Annotated in this window: 24 protein-coding genes; 16 read left to right on the top strand and 8 right to left on the bottom strand. The window is 71.4% G+C overall.

What is annotated here, in order from left to right; genetic code table 11:
• Positions 1-39: 39 nt before the first annotated feature.
• Positions 40-927, bottom strand: coding sequence for an AAC(3) family N-acetyltransferase (locus tag KUM39_RS12445; RefSeq protein WP_217785627.1), 888 nt, complete (start codon positions 925-927; stop codon positions 40-42).
• A 161-nt stretch (positions 928-1,088) separates the two neighbouring features.
• On the opposite strand from KUM39_RS12445, the gene KUM39_RS12440 reads away from it, so the two are divergent.
• The 14 genes from KUM39_RS12440 to KUM39_RS12375 all read left to right on the top strand — a co-directional run bounded on the left by KUM39_RS12440 (position 1,089) and on the right by KUM39_RS12375 (position 11,496).
• The gene (locus KUM39_RS12440; RefSeq protein WP_217785626.1) at positions 1,089-1,874 is read left to right on the top strand and encodes a helix-turn-helix transcriptional regulator; all 786 of its coding nucleotides are present in this window, start codon (positions 1,089-1,091) and stop codon (positions 1,872-1,874) included.
• Positions 1,871-3,292: a Fe-S cluster assembly protein SufB gene (gene sufB, locus KUM39_RS12435; protein WP_217785625.1), complete on the top strand. Its 1,422-nt coding sequence runs from the start codon at positions 1,871-1,873 to the stop codon at positions 3,290-3,292. Before KUM39_RS12440 ends, sufB begins: the two co-directional genes overlap by 4 nt.
• A gap of 54 nt (positions 3,293-3,346) precedes the next feature.
• On the top strand, positions 3,347-4,528 hold the full coding sequence (gene sufD / locus KUM39_RS12430; protein WP_217785624.1) for a Fe-S cluster assembly protein SufD: 1,182 nt from the start codon (positions 3,347-3,349) through the stop codon (positions 4,526-4,528).
• Positions 4,525-4,845, top strand: coding sequence for a non-heme iron oxygenase ferredoxin subunit (locus KUM39_RS12425; protein WP_217785623.1), 321 nt, complete (start codon positions 4,525-4,527; stop codon positions 4,843-4,845). Before sufD ends, KUM39_RS12425 begins: the two co-directional genes overlap by 4 nt.
• Before the next feature lie 7 nt (positions 4,846-4,852).
• Entirely contained in the window at positions 4,853-5,617 is a 765-nt protein-coding gene (gene sufC, locus KUM39_RS12420) for a Fe-S cluster assembly ATPase SufC (RefSeq protein ID WP_217785622.1), read from the top strand.
• The gene (locus tag KUM39_RS12415) at positions 5,614-6,870 is read left to right on the top strand and encodes a cysteine desulfurase (protein WP_217785621.1); all 1,257 of its coding nucleotides are present in this window, start codon (positions 5,614-5,616) and stop codon (positions 6,868-6,870) included. Before sufC ends, KUM39_RS12415 begins: the two co-directional genes overlap by 4 nt.
• A 16-nt stretch (positions 6,871-6,886) precedes the next feature.
• A complete protein-coding gene (gene sufU / locus KUM39_RS12410) occupies positions 6,887-7,354 on the top strand; it encodes a Fe-S cluster assembly sulfur transfer protein SufU (RefSeq protein ID WP_217785620.1) in 468 nt (155 codons plus the stop codon).
• The gene (locus KUM39_RS12405; protein WP_217785619.1) at positions 7,351-7,683 is read left to right on the top strand and encodes a metal-sulfur cluster assembly factor; all 333 of its coding nucleotides are present in this window, start codon (positions 7,351-7,353) and stop codon (positions 7,681-7,683) included. The genes sufU and KUM39_RS12405 overlap by 4 nt, the downstream gene beginning before the upstream one ends.
• A 129-nt stretch (positions 7,684-7,812) precedes the next feature.
• Positions 7,813-8,136 (top strand): DMT family transporter, encoded by a 324-nt coding sequence (locus tag KUM39_RS12400; protein WP_246620003.1) that lies wholly within the window; start codon positions 7,813-7,815, stop codon positions 8,134-8,136.
• Positions 8,136-8,690, top strand: coding sequence for a TetR/AcrR family transcriptional regulator (locus tag KUM39_RS12395; RefSeq protein ID WP_217785618.1), 555 nt, complete (start codon positions 8,136-8,138; stop codon positions 8,688-8,690). The genes KUM39_RS12400 and KUM39_RS12395 overlap by 1 nt, the downstream gene beginning before the upstream one ends.
• Positions 8,691-8,805: 115 nt before the next feature.
• Positions 8,806-9,795, top strand: coding sequence for a 2,3,4,5-tetrahydropyridine-2,6-dicarboxylate N-succinyltransferase (dapD, locus tag KUM39_RS12390; RefSeq protein ID WP_217785617.1), 990 nt, complete (start codon positions 8,806-8,808; stop codon positions 9,793-9,795).
• A 349-nt stretch (positions 9,796-10,144) separates the two neighbouring features.
• Entirely contained in the window at positions 10,145-10,345 is a 201-nt protein-coding gene (locus KUM39_RS12385; protein ID WP_246620002.1) for a hypothetical protein, read from the top strand.
• Positions 10,342-11,025 carry a hypothetical protein gene (locus tag KUM39_RS12380; RefSeq protein WP_217785616.1) on the top strand — a complete coding sequence of 228 codons (684 nt, stop codon included), beginning with the start codon at positions 10,342-10,344 and terminating at the stop codon, positions 11,023-11,025. The genes KUM39_RS12385 and KUM39_RS12380 overlap by 4 nt, the downstream gene beginning before the upstream one ends.
• Positions 11,026-11,085: 60 nt before the next feature.
• Positions 11,086-11,496 carry a DUF3618 domain-containing protein gene (locus tag KUM39_RS12375; protein ID WP_217785615.1) on the top strand — a complete coding sequence of 137 codons (411 nt, stop codon included), beginning with the start codon at positions 11,086-11,088 and terminating at the stop codon, positions 11,494-11,496.
• A gap of 98 nt (positions 11,497-11,594) precedes the next feature.
• Here KUM39_RS12375 and KUM39_RS12370 read toward each other — a convergent pair whose 3' ends face one another.
• On the bottom strand, positions 11,595-13,421 hold the full coding sequence (locus KUM39_RS12370) for a DUF8508 domain-containing protein (protein WP_217785614.1): 1,827 nt from the start codon (positions 13,419-13,421) through the stop codon (positions 11,595-11,597).
• A gap of 267 nt (positions 13,422-13,688) precedes the next feature.
• On the opposite strand from KUM39_RS12370, the gene KUM39_RS12365 reads away from it, so the two are divergent.
• Both KUM39_RS12365 and KUM39_RS12360 read left to right on the top strand, forming a co-directional pair.
• Positions 13,689-15,116 (top strand): hypothetical protein, encoded by a 1,428-nt coding sequence (locus KUM39_RS12365; RefSeq protein ID WP_217785613.1) that lies wholly within the window; start codon positions 13,689-13,691, stop codon positions 15,114-15,116.
• A 366-nt stretch (positions 15,117-15,482) separates the two neighbouring features.
• Complete coding sequence (locus tag KUM39_RS12360; RefSeq protein ID WP_217785612.1) at positions 15,483-16,928, top strand: alkaline phosphatase PhoX; 1,446 nt, start codon at positions 15,483-15,485, stop codon at positions 16,926-16,928.
• A gap of 124 nt (positions 16,929-17,052) precedes the next feature.
• Here the strand turns inward: KUM39_RS12360 and KUM39_RS12355 are convergent, their stop codons facing one another.
• The 6 genes from KUM39_RS12355 to KUM39_RS12330 form a co-directional block, all read right to left on the bottom strand.
• Positions 17,053-18,255 carry a TerD family protein gene (locus KUM39_RS12355; RefSeq protein WP_217785611.1) on the bottom strand — a complete coding sequence of 401 codons (1,203 nt, stop codon included), beginning with the start codon at positions 18,253-18,255 and terminating at the stop codon, positions 17,053-17,055.
• Positions 18,256-18,437: 182 nt separating this feature from the next.
• Positions 18,438-19,427, bottom strand: a complete 990-nt coding sequence (locus KUM39_RS12350; protein ID WP_217785610.1) for a zinc-dependent alcohol dehydrogenase family protein — start codon at positions 19,425-19,427, stop codon at positions 18,438-18,440.
• The gene (locus KUM39_RS12345) at positions 19,424-20,308 is read right to left on the bottom strand and encodes a carbohydrate ABC transporter permease (RefSeq protein ID WP_246620001.1); all 885 of its coding nucleotides are present in this window, start codon (positions 20,306-20,308) and stop codon (positions 19,424-19,426) included. The genes KUM39_RS12350 and KUM39_RS12345 overlap by 4 nt, the downstream gene beginning before the upstream one ends.
• Positions 20,305-21,246 carry a carbohydrate ABC transporter permease gene (locus KUM39_RS12340; RefSeq protein WP_217785609.1) on the bottom strand — a complete coding sequence of 314 codons (942 nt, stop codon included), beginning with the start codon at positions 21,244-21,246 and terminating at the stop codon, positions 20,305-20,307. The genes KUM39_RS12345 and KUM39_RS12340 overlap by 4 nt, the downstream gene beginning before the upstream one ends.
• Entirely contained in the window at positions 21,243-22,613 is a 1,371-nt protein-coding gene (locus tag KUM39_RS12335; protein ID WP_217785608.1) for an ABC transporter substrate-binding protein, read from the bottom strand. Before KUM39_RS12335 ends, KUM39_RS12340 begins: the two co-directional genes overlap by 4 nt.
• 162 nt (positions 22,614-22,775) lie before the next feature.
• Positions 22,776-23,546 (bottom strand): DeoR/GlpR family DNA-binding transcription regulator, encoded by a 771-nt coding sequence (locus KUM39_RS12330; RefSeq protein WP_217785607.1) that lies wholly within the window; start codon positions 23,544-23,546, stop codon positions 22,776-22,778.
• Between the last annotated feature and the right edge of the window lie 268 nt (positions 23,547-23,814).

Genomic DNA, 23,814 nt, shown 5'->3' with positions numbered 1-23,814 from the left:
CCGCCGGACCGCTCCGGCGCGGGGGTCCGGGCCGCCTCTTCACGGTGATCGCTCCGGGAGCGCTTCCGGAGCCCTTCCGCCCACGGAGGGATCAGTTCCGCCCGTCGTCCGGCCGGACGCGCCGGCCACCGGTGTCTCCTCGCGCGGCCGGTGCAGTGGCAGCCAGTGCTCCGCGTAGGCCACCGCGTCCGCGACCGGGAAGAGCCGGGCCACCGCCGCGCCGACCGGGCCGCGTGCGACCGGGCGGTCCCGCTCGTAGTCGCGGCCGAGTTCGTCGAACCGGTCGGAGTCGATCGACACCTCCGTCACCGTCTCCCAGCCGCCGCCCGGCGCGGGCCGCCCGACCGGGACCCGTGGTGAGGGAACGCGGTACTCGGCCAGGTGGAAGCTGGTGCAGGAGTTCCAGTCGGCGCCCAGCAGCAGCACCTCCGCGCCCAGTTCCTCCAGCCGGGCCAGCGGGCTGCGCTCGCCCAGGCGGCAGTCCGGCGCGTGGCCCGCCGTGACCCGCCCGGCCAGGGGGCCGACGGCCGCGAACGACGTCTGGGGATGGGCGCTGCGCAGGGCGCCGGGCCAGGTGCGCACGGTCTCCGGGACCACGCCGACCCCACGGGTGGGCGTGACGCGCGGGTCGTAGGCGGGCATGGTGGCCCGCACCCGCTCCCACCACGCCTCGGGCACGGCGGGCCGGGACCACAGCGCCGGGTCGGACAGCTGCCCGGACTGGGCCGGGACGACGAGCGTGCCGTCCGGGCCGAGCGCGTCGAGCAGTCCGAGGACGACGGCCACGGCACCCCCGTTCACCCAGCCGAGCGAACGCAGCGAACTGTGCACCAGCAGCGTCCCACCGGGCCGTACGCCCAGCGCGCGCACCTGCGCGGCGAGCGTGTCGCGGGTGACGAGCGGACCGGTCGGAGAGGGTTCTGGCATGGTCCGGAGTCTTGCCCCGGACACCCCCCGCGTGCCACCCGATAAACCGGGGCGGTGATCGTTTCCGCAGGTCAGCTTAGGTTTACCTAAGTGATGCAGGGAACCCCGGATGATCCCGGCGCGGCTTGTCAGTCCCGCCGGAATTACGCAACAATGGCGTTGTGAAAAACGTCGAAGAGGCTCGGGAGACCCCCCAGGGGGCCGACCGGCAGGAGGAACTCGGGACCGGTGAGCGCTCCACGCGCAACCGCGTCGCGCGGTCGATCCTGGACCACGGCCCCTCGACCGTCGCCGAACTCGCCGCCCGCCTGGTGCTCACCCAGGCCGCCGTCCGCCGCCACCTCGACGCCCTCGTCACCGACGACGTCGTGGAGGCCCGCGAACAGCGCGTCTACGGCGCCCGCACCCGTGGCCGCCCGGCCAAGGTGTTCGCGCTGACGGACTGCGGCCGGGACGCGTTCGACCAGTCGTACGACAAGCTGGCCGCCGACGCGCTCCGCTGGATCGCCGACCGCGAGGGCGGGCCCGACGCGGTCGCCGCGTTCGCCCGCGCCCGCCTCGCCGCCCAGGCCGCCGGTTACCGCACGGCCGTCGAGGACGCCGGACCCGGCAAACGCGCCGAGGCGCTGGCCAGGGCCCTGAGTGCGGACGGGTACGCTGCTACGGCGCGCAGCGCACCGGTCGGCGAACAACTGTGCCAGCACCACTGCCCGGTCGCCCACGTGGCGGAGCAGTTCCCGCAGCTCTGCGAGGCGGAGACGGAGATCTTCGCCGAACTGCTCGGGACCCACGTCCAGCGGCTGGCCACCATCGCCCACGGCGACGGGGTGTGCACGACGTTCATCCCCAAGATTTCCCCCGACTCCGCGGACCGAGACCCCGCGGACGAGGACTTCACGAACAGCGACAACGCATCCGCCAGCACGGCCGGGAGGAACCCCGCATGACGCTCCCCACGGAGACCGCCCACCCCGAACTGGAGGGCCTGGGCAAGTACGAGTACGGCTGGGCCGACTCCGACGTCGCCGGCGCCTCCGCACGGCGCGGGCTGAACGAGGACGTCGTCCGCGACATCTCGGGCAAGAAGTCCGAGCCGGAGTGGATGACCAACCTCCGCCTCAAGGGCCTGAAGCTGTTCGAGAAGAAGCCCATGCCCAACTGGGGTTCCGACCTCTCCGGCATCGACTTCGACAACATCAAGTACTTTGTGCGGTCCACGGAGAAGCAGGCGGAGTCCTGGGAGGACCTGCCCGAGGACATCAAGAACACCTACGACAAGCTGGGCATCCCGGAGGCCGAGAAGCAGCGCCTCGTCGCCGGTGTCGCCGCACAGTACGAGTCGGAGGTCGTCTACCACCAGATCCGCGAGGACCTGGAGGAGCAGGGTGTCATCTTCCTCGACACCGACACCGCCCTGAAGGAGCACCCCGAGCTCTTCAAGGAGTACTTCGGCACCGTGATCCCGGCCGGTGACAACAAGTTCGCCGCGCTGAACACGGCCGTCTGGTCCGGCGGTTCCTTCATCTACGTCCCCAAGGGCGTCCACGTCGAGATCCCGCTCCAGGCCTACTTCCGGATCAACACCGAGAACATGGGCCAGTTCGAGCGGACCCTGATCATCGTGGACGAGGGTGCCTACGTGCACTACGTCGAGGGCTGCACCGCGCCGATCTACAAGTCGGACTCGCTGCACAGCGCCGTCGTCGAGATCATCGTCAAGAAGAACGCCCGCTGCCGGTACACGACCATCCAGAACTGGTCGAACAACGTGTACAACCTCGTCACCAAGCGCGCCGTCGCGTACGAGGGCGCCACGATGGAGTGGGTGGACGGCAACATCGGCTCCAAGGTCACCATGAAGTACCCGGCCGTCTACCTGATGGGCGAGCACGCCAAGGGCGAGACCCTGTCCATCGCCTTCGCCGGTGAGGGCCAGCACCAGGACGCCGGGGCCAAGATGGTCCACATGGCGCCCAACACGTCGTCCAACATCGTCTCCAAGTCGGTGGCGCGCGGCGGCGGCCGTACGTCCTACCGCGGTCTCATCGAGATCGGCGAGGGCGCCCCGGGCTCCAAGTCGAACGTCCTGTGCGACGCGCTGCTGGTGGACACCATCTCCCGCTCCGACACCTACCCCTACGTGGACGTCCGCGAGGACGACGTGTCGATGGGCCACGAGGCCACCGTCTCCAAGGTCTCCGAGGACCAGCTGTTCTACCTGATGAGCCGCGGCCTCTCCGAGGACGAGGCGATGGCGATGATCGTGCGCGGCTTCGTCGAGCCCATCGCCAAGGAACTCCCGATGGAGTACGCCCTGGAGCTGAACCGGCTGATCGAGCTGCAGATGGAGGGCGCGGTCGGCTGACCCGCACCCGTCGCCCGCCCCCGCCCCACTCAGAGAAAGAGCACCACGACAGTCATGGCTGAGGCCCAGAATTCCCCCGCGGGTTCCACCACCGCGGGCTCGATCGCGGTCGCCGCGGAATCGACGGTCGTCTCGCGCATGAGCGCGCCCCCGTCCTTCGACGTGGCGGACTTCCCCGTCCCCCACGGCCGCGAGGAGGAGTGGCGGTTCACCCCGCTGGAGCGGCTGCGCGGTCTGCACGACGGCACCGCCACCGCGACCGGCGGTGTGAAGGTGGACGTCCAGGCCCCGGCCGGTGTCACCGTCGAGTCCGTCGGCCGCGACGACGCCCGGCTGCGCCGCGCCGGAAAGCCGGTGGACCGGGTCGCCGCCCAGGCGTTCTCCGCCTTCGAGCGGGCCTCGGTCGTGACCGTCCCCAAGGACACCGTCCTCGCCGAGCCCATCCGGATCGCCGTGCACGGCGAGGGCGGCACCGCCTTCGGCCACCAGGTGATCGAGCTGGGCGCGTTCGCCGAGGCCGTCGTCGTCATCGACCACACCGGCGACGCGGTGCTCGCCGCCAACGTCGATTACCTGCTCGGCGACGGCGCCAAGCTCACCGTCGTCTCCGTGCAGGACTGGGACGACAAGGCCGTCCACGTCGGCCAGCACAACGCGCTGATCGGCCGCGACGCCTCCTTCAAGTCCGTCGTCGTCACCTTCGGCGGCGACGTCGTCCGCCTCCACCCGCGCGTCGCGTACGCCGGCCCCGGCGGCGAGGCCGAGCTGTTCGGCCTGTACTTCACCGACGCCGGCCAGCACCAGGAGCATCGCCTGCTGGTCACCCACAACGCCCCGCACTGCAAGTCGAACGTCGTCTACAAGGGCGCCCTCCAGGGCGACGCGGCGCACGCCGTGTGGATCGGCGACGTCCTCATCGAGGCCGCCGCCGAGGGCACCGACACCTACGAGATGAACCGCAACCTCGTCCTCACCGACGGCGCGCGCGTGGACTCGGTGCCCAACCTGGAGATCGAGACCGGCGAGATCGCCGGGGCCGGACACGCCTCCGCCACCGGCCGCTTCGACGACGAGCAGCTGTTCTACCTGATGGCGCGCGGCATCCGGGAGTCCGACGCCCGCCGTCTGGTGGTCCGCGGCTTCTTCGCCGAACTCGTCCAGCAGATCGGCCTCGCCGACATCCAGGAGCGCCTGCTCTCCCGTATCGAGGAGGAGCTGGAGGCCGCGGTCGCATGACGTCGTTCGTACGCGCCTGCGGGCTGGGTGAGCTGGCGGAGGACACCCCGAAGCGGGTGGAACTCGACGGCACCCCCGTCTCGGTCGTGAAGACCGGTGGGGAGGTGTTCGCCATCAACGACATCTGCTCGCACGCGAACGTCTCGCTCTCCGAGGGCGAGGTGGAGGACTGCCAGATCGAGTGCTGGCTGCACGGCTCCGCCTTCGACCTGCGTACCGGCAAGCCCTCCGGCCTGCCCGCCACGCGCCCCGTACCCGTTTACCCCGTAAAGATCGAAGGGGACGACGTGCTCGTCTCCCTCACCCAGGAGTCCTGAGGCACCTATGGCAACGCTTGAAATCCGAGACCTGCACGTCACCGTCGAGGCCGACAACGCCACGAAGGAGATCCTCAAGGGCGTGGATCTCACCGTGAAGCAGGGCGAGACGCACGCCATCATGGGCCCCAACGGCTCCGGCAAGTCCACCCTCGCCTACTCGCTCGCCGGTCACCCGAAGTACACCATCACCGGCGGCACCGTCACCCTCGACGGCGAGGACGTCCTGGAGATGTCCGTGGACGAGCGGGCCCGCGCCGGGCTGTTCCTCGCCATGCAGTACCCGGTCGAGGTCCCCGGCGTCTCGGTCTCCAACTTCCTGCGCACCTCCGCCACCGCCATCCGCGGCGAGGCCCCCAAGCTGCGCACCTGGGTCAAGGAGGTCAAGGAGGCCATGCAGCGCCTCAACATGGACCCCTCCTTCGCCGAGCGCAACGTCAACGAGGGCTTCTCCGGCGGCGAGAAGAAGCGCCACGAGATCCTCCAGCTCGAACTGCTCCGCCCGAAGATGGCGATCCTCGACGAGACCGACTCCGGCCTCGACGTGGACGCGCTGCGCATCGTCTCCGAGGGCGTCAACCGCGTCCGCGAGACCGGTGAGGTCGGCACCCTGCTGATCACGCACTACACGCGCATCCTGCGGTACATCAAGCCCGACCACGTCCACGTGTTCGCGGCCGGACGCATCGTCGAATCCGGTGGCCCGGAGCTGGCCGACAAGCTGGAGAACGAGGGCTACGAGTCGTACGTGAAGGGTGGCGCATCCGCGTGACACAGTTGCCGGGCCTCCTCGACACCGAGGCGATCCGCAAGGACTTCCCCATCCTGGACCGCCAGGTCCACGACGGGCGGAAGCTCGTGTACCTGGACAACGCGGCGACCTCGCAGAAGCCGCGCCAGGTGCTCGACGCCCTGAGCGAGTACTACGAGCGCCACAACGCCAACGTCCACCGTGGCGTCCACGTCCTCGCCGAGGAGGCCACGGCACTCTACGAGGGCGCGCGCGACAAGGTCGCGGAGTTCATCAACGCGCCCTCCCGCGATGAGGTGATCTTCACCAAGAACGCCTCCGAGTCGCTCAACCTCGTGGCCAACATGCTGGGCTGGGCCGACGAGCCCTACCGGGTGGACCACGAGACCGAGATCGTCATCACCGAGATGGAGCACCACTCCAACATCGTGCCGTGGCAGCTGCTCGCGCAGCGCACCGGCGCCAAGCTGAAGTGGTTCGGTCTCGACGACGACGGCCGTCTCGACCTGTCCACCATCGACGAGGTCATCACCGAGAAGACGAAGATCGTCTCCTTCGTGCTGGTCTCCAACATCCTGGGCACCGTCAACCCGGTCGAGGCGATCGTCCGCCGCGCCCAGGAGGTCGGCGCGCTGGTCTGCATCGACGCCTCCCAGGCCGCACCGCACATGCCGCTGGACGTACAGGCCCTCCAGGCCGACTTCGTGGCCTTCACCGGCCACAAGATGTGCGCCCCGACCGGCATCGGCGTGCTCTGGGGCCGCCAGGAACTCCTGGAGGACCTGCCCCCGTTCCTCGGCGGCGGCGAGATGATCGAGACGGTGTCCATGCACTCCTCGACCTACGCGCCCGCCCCGCACAAGTTCGAGGCGGGCACCCCGCCGATCGCCCAGGCCGTCGGCCTCGGCGCGGCGATCGACTACCTCAACTCGATCGGCATGGACAAGATCCTCGCCCACGAGCACGCGCTCACGGAGTACGCCGTGCGCCGCCTCGGCGAGGTGCCCGACCTGCGGATCATCGGCCCGACCACGGCCGAGGACCGGGGCGCGGCGATCTCCTTCACGCTCGGCGACATCCACCCGCACGACGTGGGCCAGGTGCTGGACGAGCAGGGCATCGCCGTCCGGGTCGGCCACCACTGCGCGCGGCCGGTCTGTCTGCGGTACGGAATTCCGGCGACCACCCGGGCGTCGTTCTATCTGTACTCCACCCCCGGCGAGATCGACGCGCTGGTCGAGGGCCTGGAGCACGTACGGAACTTCTTCGGCTGAGGGGCGTGCTGAGACGGTGAAGCTGGACTCGATGTACCAGGAAGTCATCCTGGACCACTACAAGCACCCGCACGGGCGTGGTCTGCGCGAGGGCGACGCCGAGGTGCACCACACCAACCCGACCTGCGGCGACGAGATCACCCTCCGGGTCAAGTACGACGGCTCGACCGTCGCGGACGTGTCGTACGAGGGCCAGGGCTGCTCCATCAGCCAGGCCAGCGCGTCCGTGCTGAACGAACTCCTGGTCGGCAGGGAGCTGGCCGAGGCGCAGAAGATCCAGGAGACGTTCCTGGAGCTGATGCAGTCCAAGGGCCGGATCGAGCCCGACGAGGCGATGGAGGAGGTGCTGGAGGACGCGGTCGCGTTCGCCGGTGTCTCCAAGTACCCCGCCCGAGTGAAGTGCGCCCTCCTGAGCTGGATGGCGTGGAAGGACGCGACGGCCCAGGTGCTGGGTGGCGCCGACGCCGAAAGGAAGACGGCATGACCGACACCGTGGAGATGAAGCCGGCCTCGGAGGAGGAGCTCCGCGAGGCCCTGATGGACGTCGTGGACCCCGAGCTGGGCATCGACGTGGTCAACCTCGGGCTGATCTACGGCATCCACGTCGATGACGCGAACATCGCCACCATCGACATGACCCTGACCTCGGCGGCCTGCCCGCTGACCGACGTCATCGAGGACCAGGCCAAGTCCGCCACGGACGGCCTGGTCAGCGAACTCCGCATCAACTGGGTCTGGATGCCCCCGTGGGGCCCCGACAAGATCACCGACGACGGCCGCGAGCAGCTGCGCGCGCTGGGCTTCAACGTCTGAGACACGGCGGCCCTCGCACGGCCGCCCCTGAACGGCGGCACCCCCGGGCGGGTGCCGCCGTTCGTCGTTTCTCCTCCTCTTCGCCCGTTCGTGTACGCCCGTACACCTCCCCTGCGTACGCTCGTACACATGGGATACGTCTTTCTCGCCGGTGCCATAGCCGCCGAGGTCGCCGCGACGACGGCGATGAAGTACAGCGACGGGTTCAGCAGGCTGTGGCCCTCGCTGCTGACCGCGCTGGGGTACGCCGTCGCGTTCCTGCTGCTCGCCCGCACGCTCAGGAGCGTGTCGATCGGCTCGGCGTACGCGATCTGGTCCGGGGTGGGCACGGCGGCGATCGCGCTGCTCGGGCTGGCGCTGTTCGGGGAGTCGCTGACCGTCACCAAGGTCGCGGGCATCGTGCTGATCGTCGGGGGAGTGGTGGTGCTCAACCTCGGCGGGGCGGCGCACTGATGGCCCGCCGCCACGATCCCGGCCGACGGCAGCGGATCATCGACGCGGCGATCCGGGTGGTCGGCCGCGCGGGCATCGCCGGGCTCAGCCACCGCACCGCCGCCGCCGAGGCGGACGTCCCCCTCGGCTCCACCACGTACCACTTCGCCACCCTGGACGAGCTGTTGGTGGCGGCGCTGCGGCAGACCAACGAGAACTTCGCGCGCACCCTGGACGCGTGCCTGCTGGAGCGGGCAGCGGGCGCACCGGATGGTGACCTGGCCGCCGATCTCGCCCGGGCCCTCGGGCTGTGGCTCGGTGGTGACCGCACGGGCGTGGAGCTGGAGTACGAGCTGTACCTCGCCGCGCTGCGCCGCCCCGCCCTGCGCCCGGTCGCGGCGGAGTGGACGGAGGAGACGGCCGCCCGCCTCGCCCGCCGCACCGACCCGGCGACGGCACGCGCGCTGCTCGCCCTGATGGACGGCATCTGCCTCCAGGTGCTGCTGACCGGGGGGTCGTACGACGAGGGGGAGGCGCGGGAGGCGCTAGGGCGGGTGATTCCGCGGGTGCCGTGAGGCGGTGGGGGTGAGGGGTGCGGGCGAGAGGTGCCGGGCGAGGGGTGCCGGGCCGCAGGTGGGTGGGGGCGGCGCGGGTTCGCTCCGGGCAGGCCCGCCACGTTAGGTTTTGCCCATGACCGACTCGACTGCTTCCCGCACCACCGGTGCCGTGGCCGCCGGCCTCGCCACCATCGCCTCCGACGGCACCGTCCTCGACACCTGGTTCCCGGCCCCCGAGCTGACCGCCGAGCCCGGCCCGGCCGGTACCGAGCGGCTGACCGCCGAGCAGGCCGCCGGGCTGCTGGGCGCGGGCGCCACGGCAGCCGTCGGCCCGGACGCCCGCCGGGGCGTCGAGGTGGTCGCGGTCCGTACGGTCATCGCCTCCCTGGACGACAAGCCGCTCGACGCGCACGACGTGTACCTCCGTCTCCACCTGCTCTCGCACCGCCTGGTCAAGCCGCACGGCCAGAACCTGGACGGCATCTTCGGCCACCTGGCCAACGTCGCCTGGACCTCGCTCGGTCCCGTCGCCGTGGACGACATCGAGACGGTACGGCTGAACGCCCGCGCGGAGGGCCTGCACCTCCAGGTCACCTCGATCGACAAGTTCCCCCGCCTGACGGACTACGTCGCGCCGAAGGGCGTGCGCATCGCGGACGCCGACCGGGTCCGGCTCGGCGCGCATCTGGCCGAGGGCACCACGGTCATGCACGAGGGCTTCGTCAACTTCAACGCCGGGACGCTCGGCACGTCGATGGTCGAGGGCCGCATCTCCGCCGGTGTCGTCGTCGGCGACGGCTCCGACATCGGCGGCGGCGCCTCCACGATGGGCACCCTCTCCGGTGGCGGCAACGTCGTCATCTCCATCGGCGAGCGCTGCCTGATCGGCGCCGAGGCGGGCGTCGGCATCGCCCTCGGCGACGAGTGCGTCATCGAGGCCGGCCTCTACGTCACCGCCGGTACCCGCGTCACCATGCCCGACGGCCAGGTCGTCAAGGCCCGCGACCTCAACGGCGCCTCCCACATCCTCTTCCGCCGCAACTCCACCACCGGCACAGTCGAGGCCCGACCCAACAACGCGGTCTGGTCGGGCCTGAACGAGATCCTCCACACCCACAACTGACCCGAGGCAGCCTCCCCGTAAGCCGCGCCCCCGGTCGGCACCACGCCACCGGGGGCGCGCCGCTGCCCCGGCCCGTGGCGGGACGGAAGGCGGATCTGCCCGCGCACGCACACGGGCGCTTCGACGGACGGCTGTCCTTCGTCGCGCTCGCGTCACGCGGCGAAGCGGACTGGCACGGCACCGTCATGACGGCGATCCGGGAGCATGCTTGGCCACACGGGCAAGGGACACTTCACCACGGCATCGCATTCGCCTCGTAGTCCCCTCTCGTCCCTGCCCACTCGGTGCCCTGTGTCCCATGCGGCCGATGTGGGTCACTATGGGGGCTCGGACGGTATCCACGTCGTTCATGGGAGGCACCATGAGGCTCGGCAAGGCACTGGCCAGCGGAATCGCCGAAGAGCGGACCCCTGCGGGAGAGCCGGGGGAGGCGGTCCGGCCCGTCGAAGGGGTGACCGAACGGCCCATCGGGCGCGTCGGCGCGGAAGTCGTTCCCGCCGAACCCACCCCCGCCGGACTCCTCCGCGAAGAGGTGCCCACCGCGCGATGAGGCTGCGGCTTCCGGCGGAGCGGCCCGTGGAACCCCCGGCCGGGTACAAGATCGCCCACGCGCTGCTCGCCCGTGACGGCACTCGTGCCGGATTCACCGGTGTGTCCCTCGGCGGAGCGCTGCCGTACGGCGTGCTGGACGAGGCCGCCTGCGTCTACGGGCGAGGGCACCGCGCCCCCGCCCGCCGCTGCGACTGCGGATTCCACTGCCTGCACGACCGCACCGCCGCCGAGGCCCTGCTCTGCACGGCCGAGCACCGCACCGCGCTGCTGCTCGACATCACCGTGCTCGGCGCCTACCTCCGCTTCGAACGCGGCTTCCGCTACGCCCGCCAGCGCGTCCGCACCGCCACCGTCGGACCGTGCGCCTGCGGTGCCGCGGCCGTCGCGCTCGCGGACGCGGGGTGGGGCAGACCCGGCTGGCTGGGGCTCGCCCCGGCCTGCGCGGGGTGCGCGGGCGGCCGTACCGCCGTCCCGCTCGCTGTCTTCGCGCGGCTCGCGGGGGAGGGCCTGAAGGTCGCGGCGGCCACTCCGGCCGTCGTACCGCCCGGCTCTCCGGACACCTTCGGTGTGCCCGAACTCGTCGCGGAGGCAGCCCTGTTGCAGGCCCGCCTCGACTCCTTCCAGACCCGCCTCGCCCGGCTCGGCGACCCCGGCGCCGGAGACACCGGCCGGGGCTAACCACCCCCGCGCGGGGTATCCGGAGTTCCTCAGCACCGTACTGGGAGGAGGCGGACCACCATGATCGGCAGGAGTCGTCGGATCGGGGACCGTTCGGGTGCCAAGGGGCCCGACGAGCTGCGGCGGCAGCTCGGCCGGACCAGGACTCAACTCGGCCGTACCGTGGCCCAGTTGATCGACCGCACCGATGTGCGGGGCCGGACCGCCGCCCGCGCGGCCGACCTCAGGGACAAGGCCGGTGCCATGACCGTCCAGTTGCGCGCGAGCGCCGCCCACGCGGGGCACTCCGTGCAGGACCGGGCCGCGCACACGGGCTACGCGGTCAACCACGCCGCCTCCTCGCCGCGCGGCGGGGCGCTGCGCGACATGGGCGGCCGGTTGCGCCGGCCGGCACCGCTCCTCGCGGCCCTCGGGGCGCTCGGCGCGGCCGTCGTGGCGGCGGGTGTGGCACGGTACCGGCGCCACCGCTGACCGGGGCGGACACCGGAAGAGACATCCGCGGGGCCGGCCGGACGACACGCGTCCGGCCGGCCCCGCTTCCCGTACTACGGGCGTGACCGCCTCCCGTACTACGGGCGGAACCGCAGCACCTGCGGGTCGTGGTCGGAGATCTGGTCGTGGAACTCCGAGTTGATGTGCACGCTGTCGTACTGGAAGTCGCCGTTCCGGCGGATCGACGGGCTGATCAGGATCTGGTCCAGCACCTGCTGGTTGCCCTGGTAGTCGTAGGTGTAACGCTCGTTCTTGGGCAGCGACTTGATCGCCGACCACAGCTCGCCGTTGCCCTCGAGCGTCTTCGCGGTCTCGGAGAACTCGAAGTCGTTCATGTCGCCGAGCGCGATGACCTGCGCGTTCTTCTGCTTGGACAGGATGTCCTTGACGAACGCGTTCACCAGGGTCGCCTGCGCGTGCCGCTGCGTCTCGGAGCTGCGCGCCGGGGGCTGGAACTGCGAGGTCAGGCCCTGGTCGCCGCCCTTGGAGTTCAGGTGGTTGGCGATCACGAACACCGTCTGGCCGCGGAACACGAACTCGCCCGCCAGCGGCTTGCGGCTGTTGGCCCAGGCGGTGTCGGACGGGGCGATCCGGCCCGGCGAGAAGGTCAGTTCGGCCTTGCCGCGCACCTTGTCCACGCCCACGGCGGAGGTGGAGTCGCCGCCCGCGCGGTCGGTGAAGGAGACGCGCTCGGGGTTGAAGAGGAAGACCTGGCGGATGTTGCCGCCGGGCTCGCCGCCGTCCTGGTCGTTGACGGGGTTGATCGAGCGCCAGTCGTACTTCGGGCCGCCCGCCGCCACGATGGCGTCGATCAGCTTGGTGACGGTCTGGCTCGCGTCCACCGTGCCGTCGTCCTTGGCACCGTTGTTGTCCTGGATCTCCTCCAGGGACACGATGTCGGGCGACTGCAGGTTGTGCACGATCGCGTCGGCGTGCTCCGCGAACGTGGCGTCGGTCGGGTCGAGGTTCTCGACGTTGTACGTCGCCACCGCGAGCTGGCCGCCCGCCTGCTTCTTGGTGACCTCGCGCTCCAGACCGCCGCTCTTCAGCGTGCCGAGGGAGCCCGCGACCAGGGTGTAGCCGCCGAACTGGTTGTAGTCCATCGGGCCGGTCGTGGTGCCGGACAGGGTGTCGCCGACGTTCGCCTGCGGGAAGTCCGCGGTGGCGCCCAGCGACTGGATCTGCAGCCGCCCCGTGTTCTGGGACTCGTACGAGCCGTATATCGTGCCGCCGCGCTCGCTGAGGTGCTCGTGCGGCTTGACCGTGACCCACAGCTCCGCGTACGGGTCGGTGCCGGTGACCACACGGGCGTCCGCGACCTGGACGTTCATGCCCTCAAGGGACTCGTAGTAGTCCAGGGCGTACGTCTCGGGCTTCAGCGTCAGGCCGTTGACCGAGCCGTTCGCGGCCGGGTCGCCCGCCGGGGCGTAACGATTCGGCACGGAGCGGGCCTTGATGACGACCGGGGCCGGGACCGCGTTGCCGGTGGAGACGGTGGTGACGACCGGCTTGGTGATCTCCGTGACGGACTGGCCGCCGCCGGAGGCGCCGCCGGGCACGAACTCCGAGACCGTGCCGGAGACGGTGACCGAGTCACCGACCGCCACCTTCGGGGTGGAGCTGGTGTAGACGAAGACGCCCTCGCTGGTGGCCGGGTCGTTGTCCGGGTTCGGGTCCTGGTACCAGAAGCCCTTGGAGGAGCCGTACGTACGGACGGCCGTGACGATGCCCGGGACGTCCGTCACCTGCTTGCCCGCGTAGGGCGACAGGCGGGTGGTGCCCTGGACGTCGTGGATGCGCACGGTGTCGGCGTGCGCGGGAGAGGTGAGGACGACCGTCGAGGCCGCGGAACAGACGGCGGCGACGGTGAGCGCGGCGAGGCGCGCGGAAGACCTGCTCGGCAAGGGATTCCCTCCGGGGACATGCGTGAGCGCCGGGACGAGGGTGGAACGGAAGCCGTGTCGGGCTCGTGGCCCTCAGTGACACGCGCAGAGTCGAGTGAACAGTTGTCCCCCCAACTTCTACGCGCGTCAATCTCCTGCCTGCCGTGGGGAGTTGTCAAGGTTTCGGCCATGTACGAGGACCGGCGGGGAGATGAACCGGGCGGCATGGGTCGATATCCGTCTAGGCTGAGCCGCCGAGTCGTTCCACGGTCCGAGGAGAACCAGCCGATGTCAGACAGCTCCCCCCTGCCGCCCGTACGGCTGCGCCCCGAAGCGGAGCTGGCGCGCGACGCGCTGGCCACGCCGCTGCTCGCGCGCGCCGCCCGGCTGGCACGCTGGGCCGGACCCGGCACCCGGGTGGACGCGGGCGGCGGGCTCGTCGAGGAGCAGGTGCCGGACGCCGCCGCGGCACTGGACCTGACCGGCGACGACGCCGCCGCGCTGGCGAGCGAGGCGTGGCGGGTCGCCGTGGACGCCGGGCTGGTCGAGATCGTGGACGAGGAGGCCGGTACGGTCGCCACCGGCCCGGAACTCGCCCTGCTCACCGGCGGATCGCCGCACGACGTGCTCGCGGTGTGGCTCGCCGCCCTGGAGACGGCCCTCGCGGACGCGAGCGTGCCCGATCTGGAGGGCCTGGTGGACGCCCTGGACGAGGGCGGCGAGGTCGATTTCTCGTCACTCGACTGGGACCCGGAGGCCGAGGCGGAGTTCCTCGACGGCGTCCTCGGCAACCTGTATCTGCTGACCGTCAGTGAGGACGCCCCCGACGACGCGCCCGTCCCGCTGCCCGCGCTCGCCGCCTCGATGATCGTCCCCGACGACACCGGCGAACCCACCGACGACATGCTGGAACAGGTCTCCGACGCCATGATGCGGCTGGACGACCAGTTCCGGGTGCTGGAGCCGGTCGGGCTGGTGGAGTACCAGCCCGTGGACGAGGCGCTGATGGCCGACGCCGACGAGGAACCGGCCGCGCCGGTGGACGACACCGACGTCTCCCGGTACGGCATGGTCCGGCTCACCCCGCTCGGCGCCTACGGGCTGCGGGCGCGGCTGCTGGAGGCCGGGTTCGACGCGCCCGCCGTCGGAGACCTCACGGACAAGGACGCGGACGCGCTGCTGGACGGCACCTCCTCGTTCGGGCCCGGCGCCGCGCTGGCCGAGACCGAGCTGTGGCTTCACCGCCGCGAACCGCTCGGCGCGGCACGGGAGTTGCTCGCCGCCGCACGCGGCGCGGACGAGGGTGCGCCGCTGCGGCGGCTGCGCTGCCAGCAGGCCCTGTCGCTGCTCGGCGCCGAGGCGGAGCCCGCGCTCCGGGAGGTGCTGGACGACCCCGAACTGGGCGGTCTCGCACGGGTCTGGCTCAGCGAGCGCGGCGCCGCCGAGGTGCCGCCGCCCTCCCAGGACCTCGTCTTCTGGCTCACCGTGGACACGCTCGCCGCGCAGCTCGCCGCCGAGGGCAACTCCGAGGAGCTCCAGGCCCTGGTGGAGGGTCTGGCCGACCGGCACAGCGGGTTCTTCGCGGCGGCCTGGCGGGTGGACCACCCCGCGACCGCGGACGTGCTGGAGGCGATGGGGCGGTTGCACCCGGACAAGCGGGTGGCCAAGGAGGCGCGGAAGGCGGCGTTCAAGGCTCGGTCTCAGCACGGGGGTTGAGCGGAGTGGGGGCCTGGGCTGGGCTGAGCGGCGTGGCGGGGCGGAGTGGGGGCGCGGAGTGGGGGCGGGGCGCGTTTCCGGGTGTGGTGTGGCCACATGGCGTGGGGCCACATAGGGGAGCGCACATGGCGTGGGGGCTCGTGGGCGCAGCCCACATGGTGCGGGCCCACATGGTGTGAGGCCACATGGTGCGGACCCAAATGGCGTGAGCCCACATGGTGCGGGCCCACATGGAGCAGTGCGTTCAGCAAGCCGCAGTCGCCCGCGTGGCCCCGTGTTCAACTCCCGTTCAGCGGTGGGCGCGAAGGTGACGGCGGACCGACGACCGCCATCCTCCACGGCACGCCCACCGTCTCAGGAGACACCATGTCGCTCACCCGCAGGGACTTCGCCAGACGCTCCGCGCTCACCGGTGCCGGAGTCGCCCTGGCGGGCAGCGTCGGCGTTCTCGCCTCCGCGCCCCAGGCCCTCGCCGCCACCGACGACGGCACCGCGGACACCGACCGCGACCGGCACGGCCACCACGGCATCGGCTACGGCCCCCTGCTCCCCGACCCGGACGGCATCCTCGCGCTGCCCCGCGGTTTCTCGTACCGGATCATCACGCACAGCGGCCGGACCACCCTGGAGACGGGCGAGCCCACCCCGTCGAACCACGACGGCACCGCCGCGTTCGCCGGGCCGCGCGGTACGACCCTGCTCGTCAACAACCACGAGCTGAAGGGCCCGCGCTCCGGCTGGGAGCACCCGGTACCGCTCACCGAGGGCCTTGTCTACGACCCGGCGGCGGCCGGTGGCTGCACGGTGGTCGAGGTGCGCCGCGACCATGTCGCGGAATGGGTCGGCATCGCGGGCACCTCCACCAACTGCGCGGGCGGCACCACCCCGTGGGGCACCTGGCTGACCTGCGAGGAGACCGAGGACAAGGCCGGTCAGAACGGCATGACCAAGGACCACGGCTACGTCTTCGAGGTGGACCCCGCCGACCGCCGCGCGGGCCGTGACCCGAGGCCCGTCAAGGCGCTGGGACGGTACGCGCACGAGGCCGTCGTCGTGGACCCCGCGCGCGGCCACCTCTTCCTCACCGAGGACGCCTCCGGACCCAACGGCCTCCTCTACCGGTGGACCCCGCCGACCGGCTTCCACCACGGCCGGGGCCGCCTGCGCGCCCTGGCCGACGACGCGGGCGTACTCCAGGCGTTCACGTGCTTCGACTCCGGCGGCCGGTTCGTGGACGACCTCTCCCGCGCCACCCGCGTCGGCACCGTCTACGGCGTGGACTGGACCGACGTGCCCGACCGGGACGCGCGGACCGTGCCGGTGCGTCGGCAGTTCGGGCCCGGCCAGGTCACCCGCGCCCGCAAACTGGAGGGCATGTGGTGGGGTGACGGCGGTGTCTACGTGGTCTCCTCCTACGCCCGCGAGGAGAGCCCCGTCCCGCACGACGGGCAGGTCTGGTTCTACGACCCCCGCCGCCGGACCCTCACCCTGAAGGTCCTGTTCGGCGTCAACCCCGACCCGGCGGCGGACGGCGCCTTCGACGGCCCCGACAACATCACCGTCTCCCCGTACGGCGGCCTGGTCATCGCGGAGGACGGCGAGGGGCTCCAGCACCTCCTCGGCGCCACCGACTCCGGCCGCACCTACCCCATCGCCCGCAACGAACTCAACAACGGCACCGAAGAGGCCCCGGAGTACAGCGAGTTCACCGGTGTCACCTTCTCCCCGGACGGTCACACCCTCTACGCCAACATCCAGGACCCCGGCATCATGTTGGCCGTCACGGGCCCCTGGCGCAGACAGCCGCGGTGACGGTCGCCCCGCGCGCCGAGCGGGCCGGCGTGCCCGGCCAGCCCCGGCGCGCCGTTCTCCCCGTACGCAGGGGCCGCACGCCTGAGCCGCGGCAGCCCCTGCGCGGGGGAGTCCTGCCGGGGATTCACAGGGCTCTGGCGCCGGGCTCCACCATGTTGCGGACCGTGCGGGCCTTCACGAAGTCCCCGAGGGCCGTCATCTCCCACTCACCGGAGTTCATGCGGATCAGCTTGGCCATCAGGACGCCCGTCTGGGGTTCGGCGCCGGTCAGGTCGAAGCGGACCAGCTCCTCGCCGCTGGTGGCGTCCAGCAGGCGGCAGTACGCCTTGGCGACCTCGGTGAACTTCTGGCCGGAGTAGGAGTTGACGGTGAAGACCAGGCCGGTGACGTCCTGGGAGAGCCGCCCGAGGTCCACGGTGATCGATTCGTCGTCGCCGCCGCCCTCGCCCGTGAGGTTGTCGCCGGAGTGCCGGATCGCGCCCTTGAGGATCTCCAGCTTGCCGAAGTAGCAGCTGTCCAGGGCGTCGCGCCGCGGGCCGTAGGCGATGACCGAGGCGTCCAGGTCAATGTCCCGGCCGCGGAAGGCGGGCTCCCAGCCGAGGCCCATCCGCACCTGGGAGAGCAGCGGTCGGCCGCCCTTCATCAGGGAGACCGTCTGGTTCTTGCGCAGGCTCACCCGGCCCTTGTCCAGGTTGATCTTCCCGGCGGTGGCGGCAGCGGGAGCCGCGGCGGGTGCGGGCGGGGTGACCGGGGCCGCCGCCACAGGGGCCGCCGCCACAGGTGCGGGCGCCACGGGGGCCGCCGCCACGGGGGCGGGCGCGGCCGCCGGTGCGGGTTCCTCCACGGTCACGCCGAAGTCCGTGGCGATGCCCGCCAGTCCGTTCGCGTACCCCTGGCCGACCGCGCGGGCCTTCCACTGCCCGTTGCGCCGGTAGACCTCCACGACCACCAGGGCCGTCTCCGAGCCGAGCCGGGGCGGGGTGAAGGTGGCGAGGACCGTGCCGCCGTCCGCGTCCCGGACGGTGGCCGTCGGCTCGATGCCCTGGAAGCTCTGCCCGGCCGCGTCCGGGCTCGCGGTGACCACGATCTTCTCGATCTCCGGCGGCACGGCGGCGAGGTCCACGGAGACCGCGTCGGGCGCCGAGCCGCCGCCGGACACATGGGTCACGCCCGGCCCGGACGGCTGGTTGTAGAAGATGAAGTCGTCGTCGGAGCGCACCTTGCCGTCGGCGGTGAGCAGCAGGCCCGACACGTCGAGTCGCACCGGCGCGGCGACGTCCACCGTCACGCGGGCGACCTGGAGAGGGATGTTCGAGCCAGGGGTCATAGCTGTCATGCCGGGTGAACGAACGACCCCGCTTTACCGTTCCCTTACCCTCCGCCCGGTCCGGCACGACCCCCCGAACGGCCGAGGAACGACACGTTCGAGGGACGTACCGGAGCCGACGGCACCCCGCCGCCGGGGCCCCGCCCGTCGGGCAGGGCCCCGCCCGTTCCGCGCGGGACGGCTCAGGGCACCACCACGATCTTCCGGCCCACCCCCGCCGCGAACTGCTCCAGCGCCTCCGGGTAGCGCTCCAGCGGAATGCGGTCGCTGATGAACACCTCGGGGTCCAGCACCCCGTTGGCGAACAGCTCCGCCGCCCGCTCGTAGCTGTGCAGCACCGCCATCGACCCGGTGATGGTGATCTCCTGGTTGTAGATGCGGTACGGGTCGATCGTCACCCGCGTCGCGTAGTCCGCCACGCCGAACTGGAGGAACGTACCCGCCTTGGCGACCCGCTCCAGGCCGTCCTGGATGGCGCGCGCGTTGCCGGTGGCGTCCACCACCACGTCCCAGCCCTGCGGCCGGTCCAGCTCGTCCGGGGTGGCCGCCGCGCCCGAGACACCGAGTCGGCGGGCGGTCTCCAGGCGGGCCGCGTTCACGTCCACCACGTCCACGCTCGCCGCGCCGGTGCGCTTGGCCAGCTCCAGCATCATCAGGCCCATCGTGCCCGAGCCGTAGATCAGCACATGGGAGCCGAGCCGGGAGTTCAGCACGTCGTAGCCGCGCACCGCGCAGGACAGCGGCTCGATCAGGGCCGCGTCCTCGGTGCGTACGTGCTCGGGCAGCTTCACGCAGTTGGCGACCGGCGCGACCGCGTACTCGGCGGCACCGCCGGAGGTGGTCACGCCGATCGCGGCCCAGCGCTCGCACAGGTTGTTGTGGCCGGTACGGCAGTAGCGGCACTCGTAGCAGTACAGCGAGGGGTCCACCGCGACCCGGTCGCCGACCGCGACCTCGGTGACCTGGGTGCCGACCCCGACCACCTCGCCCGCGAACTCGTGACCGGGGACGATGGGCAGCTTGGGCGCGAACTCGCCCTGGAGGATGTGCAGATCGGTGCCGCACAGGCCGCAGGCCGCGACCTGGACGACGACCTCGCGCGGTCCCGGCGTGGGGTCGGGCACCTCGGTGACGACGGCGCGGCCCACGGACTCGATGACGGCGGCCTTCATTTCACGGCTCCCAACGACAGACCCTGGACCAGCTTGTCCTGGGCGGCGAACCCCGCGGCGAGCACCGGCAGGGAGACGACGAGCGACGCGGCGCACACCTTGGCCAGGAACAGGCCCTGGCTGGTGATGAAACCGGTCAGGAAGACGGGCGCGGTCTCCGCGACCACCCCGGTGAGGACACGGGCGAACAGCAGCTCGTTCCAGCTGAAGATGAAGCAGATCAGCGCGGTCGCCGCGATGCCCGGCAGCGCGATCGGCGCGACCACGCGGGCCAGGATCATCGGCAGCGGCGCCCCGTCCACCCGCGCCGCCTCGATCACCGCGACCGGCACCTCCGCCAGGAAGGACTGCATCATCCACACCGCGATCGGCAGGTTCATCGAGGTGTACAGGATGACGAGCAGCCAGATGTTGTCCAGCATCCCGGCGTTCTTGGCGAACAGGTAGATCGGCAGCAGCCCCGCCACGGCCGGAAGCATCTTGGTGGACAGGAAGAAGAACAGCACGTCCGTCCACTTGCGCACCGGGCGGATCGACAGCGCGTACGCCGCCGGGAGCGCCAGCAGCAGCACCAGCAGCGTCGAGGCAAGCGACGCCACCAGGGAGTTGGCCAGCGCGGGCCAGGGGCTGGCGCCGCCGCCCGCGCCGAAGAACTCGCGGTAGCCGTCCAGGGTGAGCGGTGCCGCGAACGACGGCGGGTTGGTCGCCGCGTCCGCCTCGGAGTGGAAGGAGGTCAGCGCCATCCAGGCGATGGGCAGGAAGAACACGATCCCGGCCAGCCAGGCGACGAGGGCCAGCCCGGCCCCCTTGCGCGCCCGGCGTGGCGGGGCGGCGGCGACCGGGGGAGCGGTGGTGCCCGTGGGGGCGGTGGTGGTGCTCATGCGCGCGACGCCTCCTCGCGGAACAGGGACGACACGACGCGCAGCGCGAACGTGGCGATGACGAGGGAACCGATGACCACCAGCACGCCCGCGGCCGAGGCGAGCCCGTTCTCGTGCGCCTGGTAGAAGGTCTGGTACACGGTGTACGGCAGGTTGGCGGTGCCGAGGCCGCCGGAGGTGATCGTGAACACCGCGTCGAAGTTCTGCACGATGTAGATCGAACCCAGCAGGGCGCCCAGTTCCAGGTAGCGGCGCAGGTGCGGCAGGGTGAGATGGCGGAAGATCTGCCAGTCGCTCGCGCCGTCCACCCGCGCGGCCTCGATCTGCTGCTGGTCCCGGCTCTGCAGTCCGGCCAGCAGGATCAGCATCATGAACGGGGTCCACTGCCACACCAGCGACGCCTCCACCGCGAGCAGCGGGGTGTCGGAGATCCAGTCCGGCTGTGGTCCGCCCACATAGTGCAACAACCCATTGAGCAAGCCGTATTCAGGGTTGTAGAGCACATGTTTCCAGAGCAGCGCGGCGGCGACCGGGACCACCAGGAACGGCGCGATCAGCAGGGTACGCACCACACCCCGGCCGCGGAACCTCCGGTCCAGCAGCAGGGCGAGGACGAGTCCGAGCACCAGGCTGGCCAGCACCACCGCCACGGTGAGCAGCACCGTCGTCCACACCGAGTGGCGCAGATCGGCGTCGGTGAGCACCTCGCGGTAGTTGTCCACGCCGGTGAAGCGCCGGGCCTTGGGATAGAGGGCGTTCCAGTCGAAGAACGAGATCACCACCGTCGCCACGAACGGCAGTTGGGTGACCACGATCATGAAGACCAGGGCCGGGAGCAGGGGGGCACGGGTGGCCCAGGCGCGCAGCCGGTCCGGTGGCCGGTGCGCGGTCCGCGCGGAGGCGGACGCGAGGGGAGGAGCGGTCGTCGTCGCGGTCATCGTCCCTCGTACTCCTTGGAGATCTTCTCGGCGAGCTGCTGGGACTTGCGCAGGGCGGTGTCCACCGACTGGCGCCCGGCGACGGCCGCGCTGATCTCCTGGGAGACCTTGGTGCCCAGGTCCGTGAACTCGGGGATGCCGACGAACTGGATGCCGGGCGCCGGGCGCGGCTGGGTGCCCGGATCGTTCGGGCGGGCGCTCTCGATCGCCTCCTTCGTCATCTCCTGGAAGGACGCCGCCGACTTGCGGTAGTCGGGGTTGTCGTACGTCGAAGCCCGTTTGCCCGCGGGCACGTTGGGCCAGCCGCTGGTCTCCCCGACGAGCTGTTCGTAGTCCTTGCCGGACGCCCAGGAGATGAACTTCCACGCCTTGTCGGCGTTGCGGGACGCCTTCTGGATGCCCCAGGCCCAGGTGTAGAGCCAGCCGGAGGACTTGGTCTTCTCGACGGGCGCGGGGGCGTAGCCGAGCTTGCCCTTGACGGGGGAGTCGTCCGCCTCCAGGAGTCCGGCCGCGGAGGTGGCGTCGTACCACATGGCGACCTTGCTCTGCGTCATGTTGTTCAGGCACTCCGCGAACCCGGCCTGCGCGGCGCCGGACTCGCCGTGCGCGCGGACCAGGTTCACGTAGAACTCGGTGGCCCTCCTGAACTCGGGGGAGTCCAGCCGGGCCTTCCAGTCCTTGTCGAACCAGGTCCCGCCGAAGGTGTTCACCACCGTGGTCAGCGGGGCCATCGACTCGCCCCAGCCGGGCAGGCCGCGCAGGCAGATGCCCTTCATGCCGGGGCGGGCGCCGTCGGTCTTCGCGGCGAGGTCCGCCACCTGCTGCCAGGTGGGGTGCGCGGGCATCTTCAGGCCCTTCGCCGCGAACACGTCCTTGCGGTACATCAGGAACGACGACTCGCCGTAGAACGGCTGCCCGTAGAGCCTGCCGTCGTCGCCGGTCAGGGACTGGCGCATCGGCTTCAGGATGTCCTGCTCGTCGTAGGCGCGGTCCCGCGCCACGTACGAGTCCATGTCGTGCAGCCAGCCGTTGCGGGCGTAGATCGGTATCTCGTAGTTGGAGAGCGTCGCCGCGTCGTACTGACCGGCCTGGTTGGCGAAGTCCTGGCTGATCTTGTCGCGGACGTCGTTCTCGGGCAGCACGGTGAAGTTGACCTTGATGCCCGTCTCCTTGGTGAAGTGGGCGCGGGTCAGCTTCTGCAGTTCCGTCATCTGCGGGTTGTTCACCATCAGGACGTTGATGGCGTCACCGCCGGAACCCGCCCCGCCCGCACCGACCCAGCAGCCGGTGAGCAGCGGGGCGATCAGCGTCCCTGCGGCGGCCAGGGCGAGCGTCGCTCGCGGCCTCCGTCGGCTCGGGGTTCGCATGGATCGCTCCTGGAGATGTGGGGATACGGGGGCGTGCCGGGGCGCGGGGGAACGGCTCCGGACGCGCTGGGCGTCGTACGTCGTACGGGAGGTGCGCGGCGGGCGGTGTGGCGCCCGCCCCTGTGGTGCGGGCCTGTGTGGTGCCGGGCCGTGTGGGGCGGTTCAGACCCGGATGACCTGCGGGCCCAGCAGGGAGTAGCGGTGGGCCTCGGACGCGGGCAGTCCGGAGCTGGTCACGATCGCCTCCAGCGCGCCGATCTCGGCGAAGCGGCAGAAGCTCACCGCGCCGAACTTGGTGTGCGTGCCCGCCAGCACGGTGCGCCGGGCCGCCCGGATCGCCTGCGTCTTCACCTCGCTGACGGCCGGATCCGGCGTGGTCAGACCGTGTTCGCGGGAGATGCCGTTGGCGCCGATGAACGCGAGGTCCACCACGAACCCGGCCAGCATCTTCGTCGTCCAGTGGTCCACCGTCGCCAGCGTGCCGGGACGCACCCGGCCGCCGAGCAGCAGCACGGACATCCGCTCCGACTCCGCGAGCGCCCCCGCGACCGGCAGGGACGCGGTGACCACGGTCAGCGGCCGGTCCCTGGGCAGCGCCTCCGCGATGAGCTGCGGGGTGAAACCCTCGTCCACGAAGACCGTCTCCGCGTCCCCCAGCAACTCGGCCGCCGCTGCGGCGATCCGGCGTTTCTCGGGGACATGGCTGGTGGCACGGAACGCGAGCGTCGTCTCGAAGCCCGCGCTCTCCACCGGGTAGGCGCCGCCGTGGGTACGGCGGACCAGCCCGTGGTCCTCCAGGGCGCGCAGGTCGCGCCGGATGGTCTCCTTGGCCACGCCCAGGTCGGTGGCGAGCTCGGTCACCTCGACCGAACCCGTGGCACGCGCCGTCCGTACGATCTCGCGCTGGCGTTCCTCGGCGGTTCTCGTGCTCACGGCGTCATCCACCTCCCTGTGGAACTGCCCGTTCGGGCCTTGGGGGAAGTTCTACAGCGGTACCGCCGCGCCGACCAGGTCTGTTGCCCGCCCGATACTGCCCGGATAGGCCCGTTTCCCCGCCGGAGCGCCCGCCCCGGACCTGCGCCGCAGCGCCCCGGGAGGTGGGAGCGGGCGCCACGGACGCCCGTATCCGGCTCGCACGGGCCCGTTCGGCGCCCGTCCGCCGTCCGGGACGCGTCATGTCCGGAGCCGTACGGTCCCTCCG

The organism is Streptomyces corallincola (assembly GCF_019104725.1).
Taxonomy (GTDB): Bacteria; Actinomycetota; Actinomycetes; order Streptomycetales; family Streptomycetaceae; genus Streptomyces; species Streptomyces corallincola.
The sequence above is the reverse complement of the archived record's forward strand: the minus strand, read 5'-3'. Positions and strand labels throughout refer to the sequence as shown.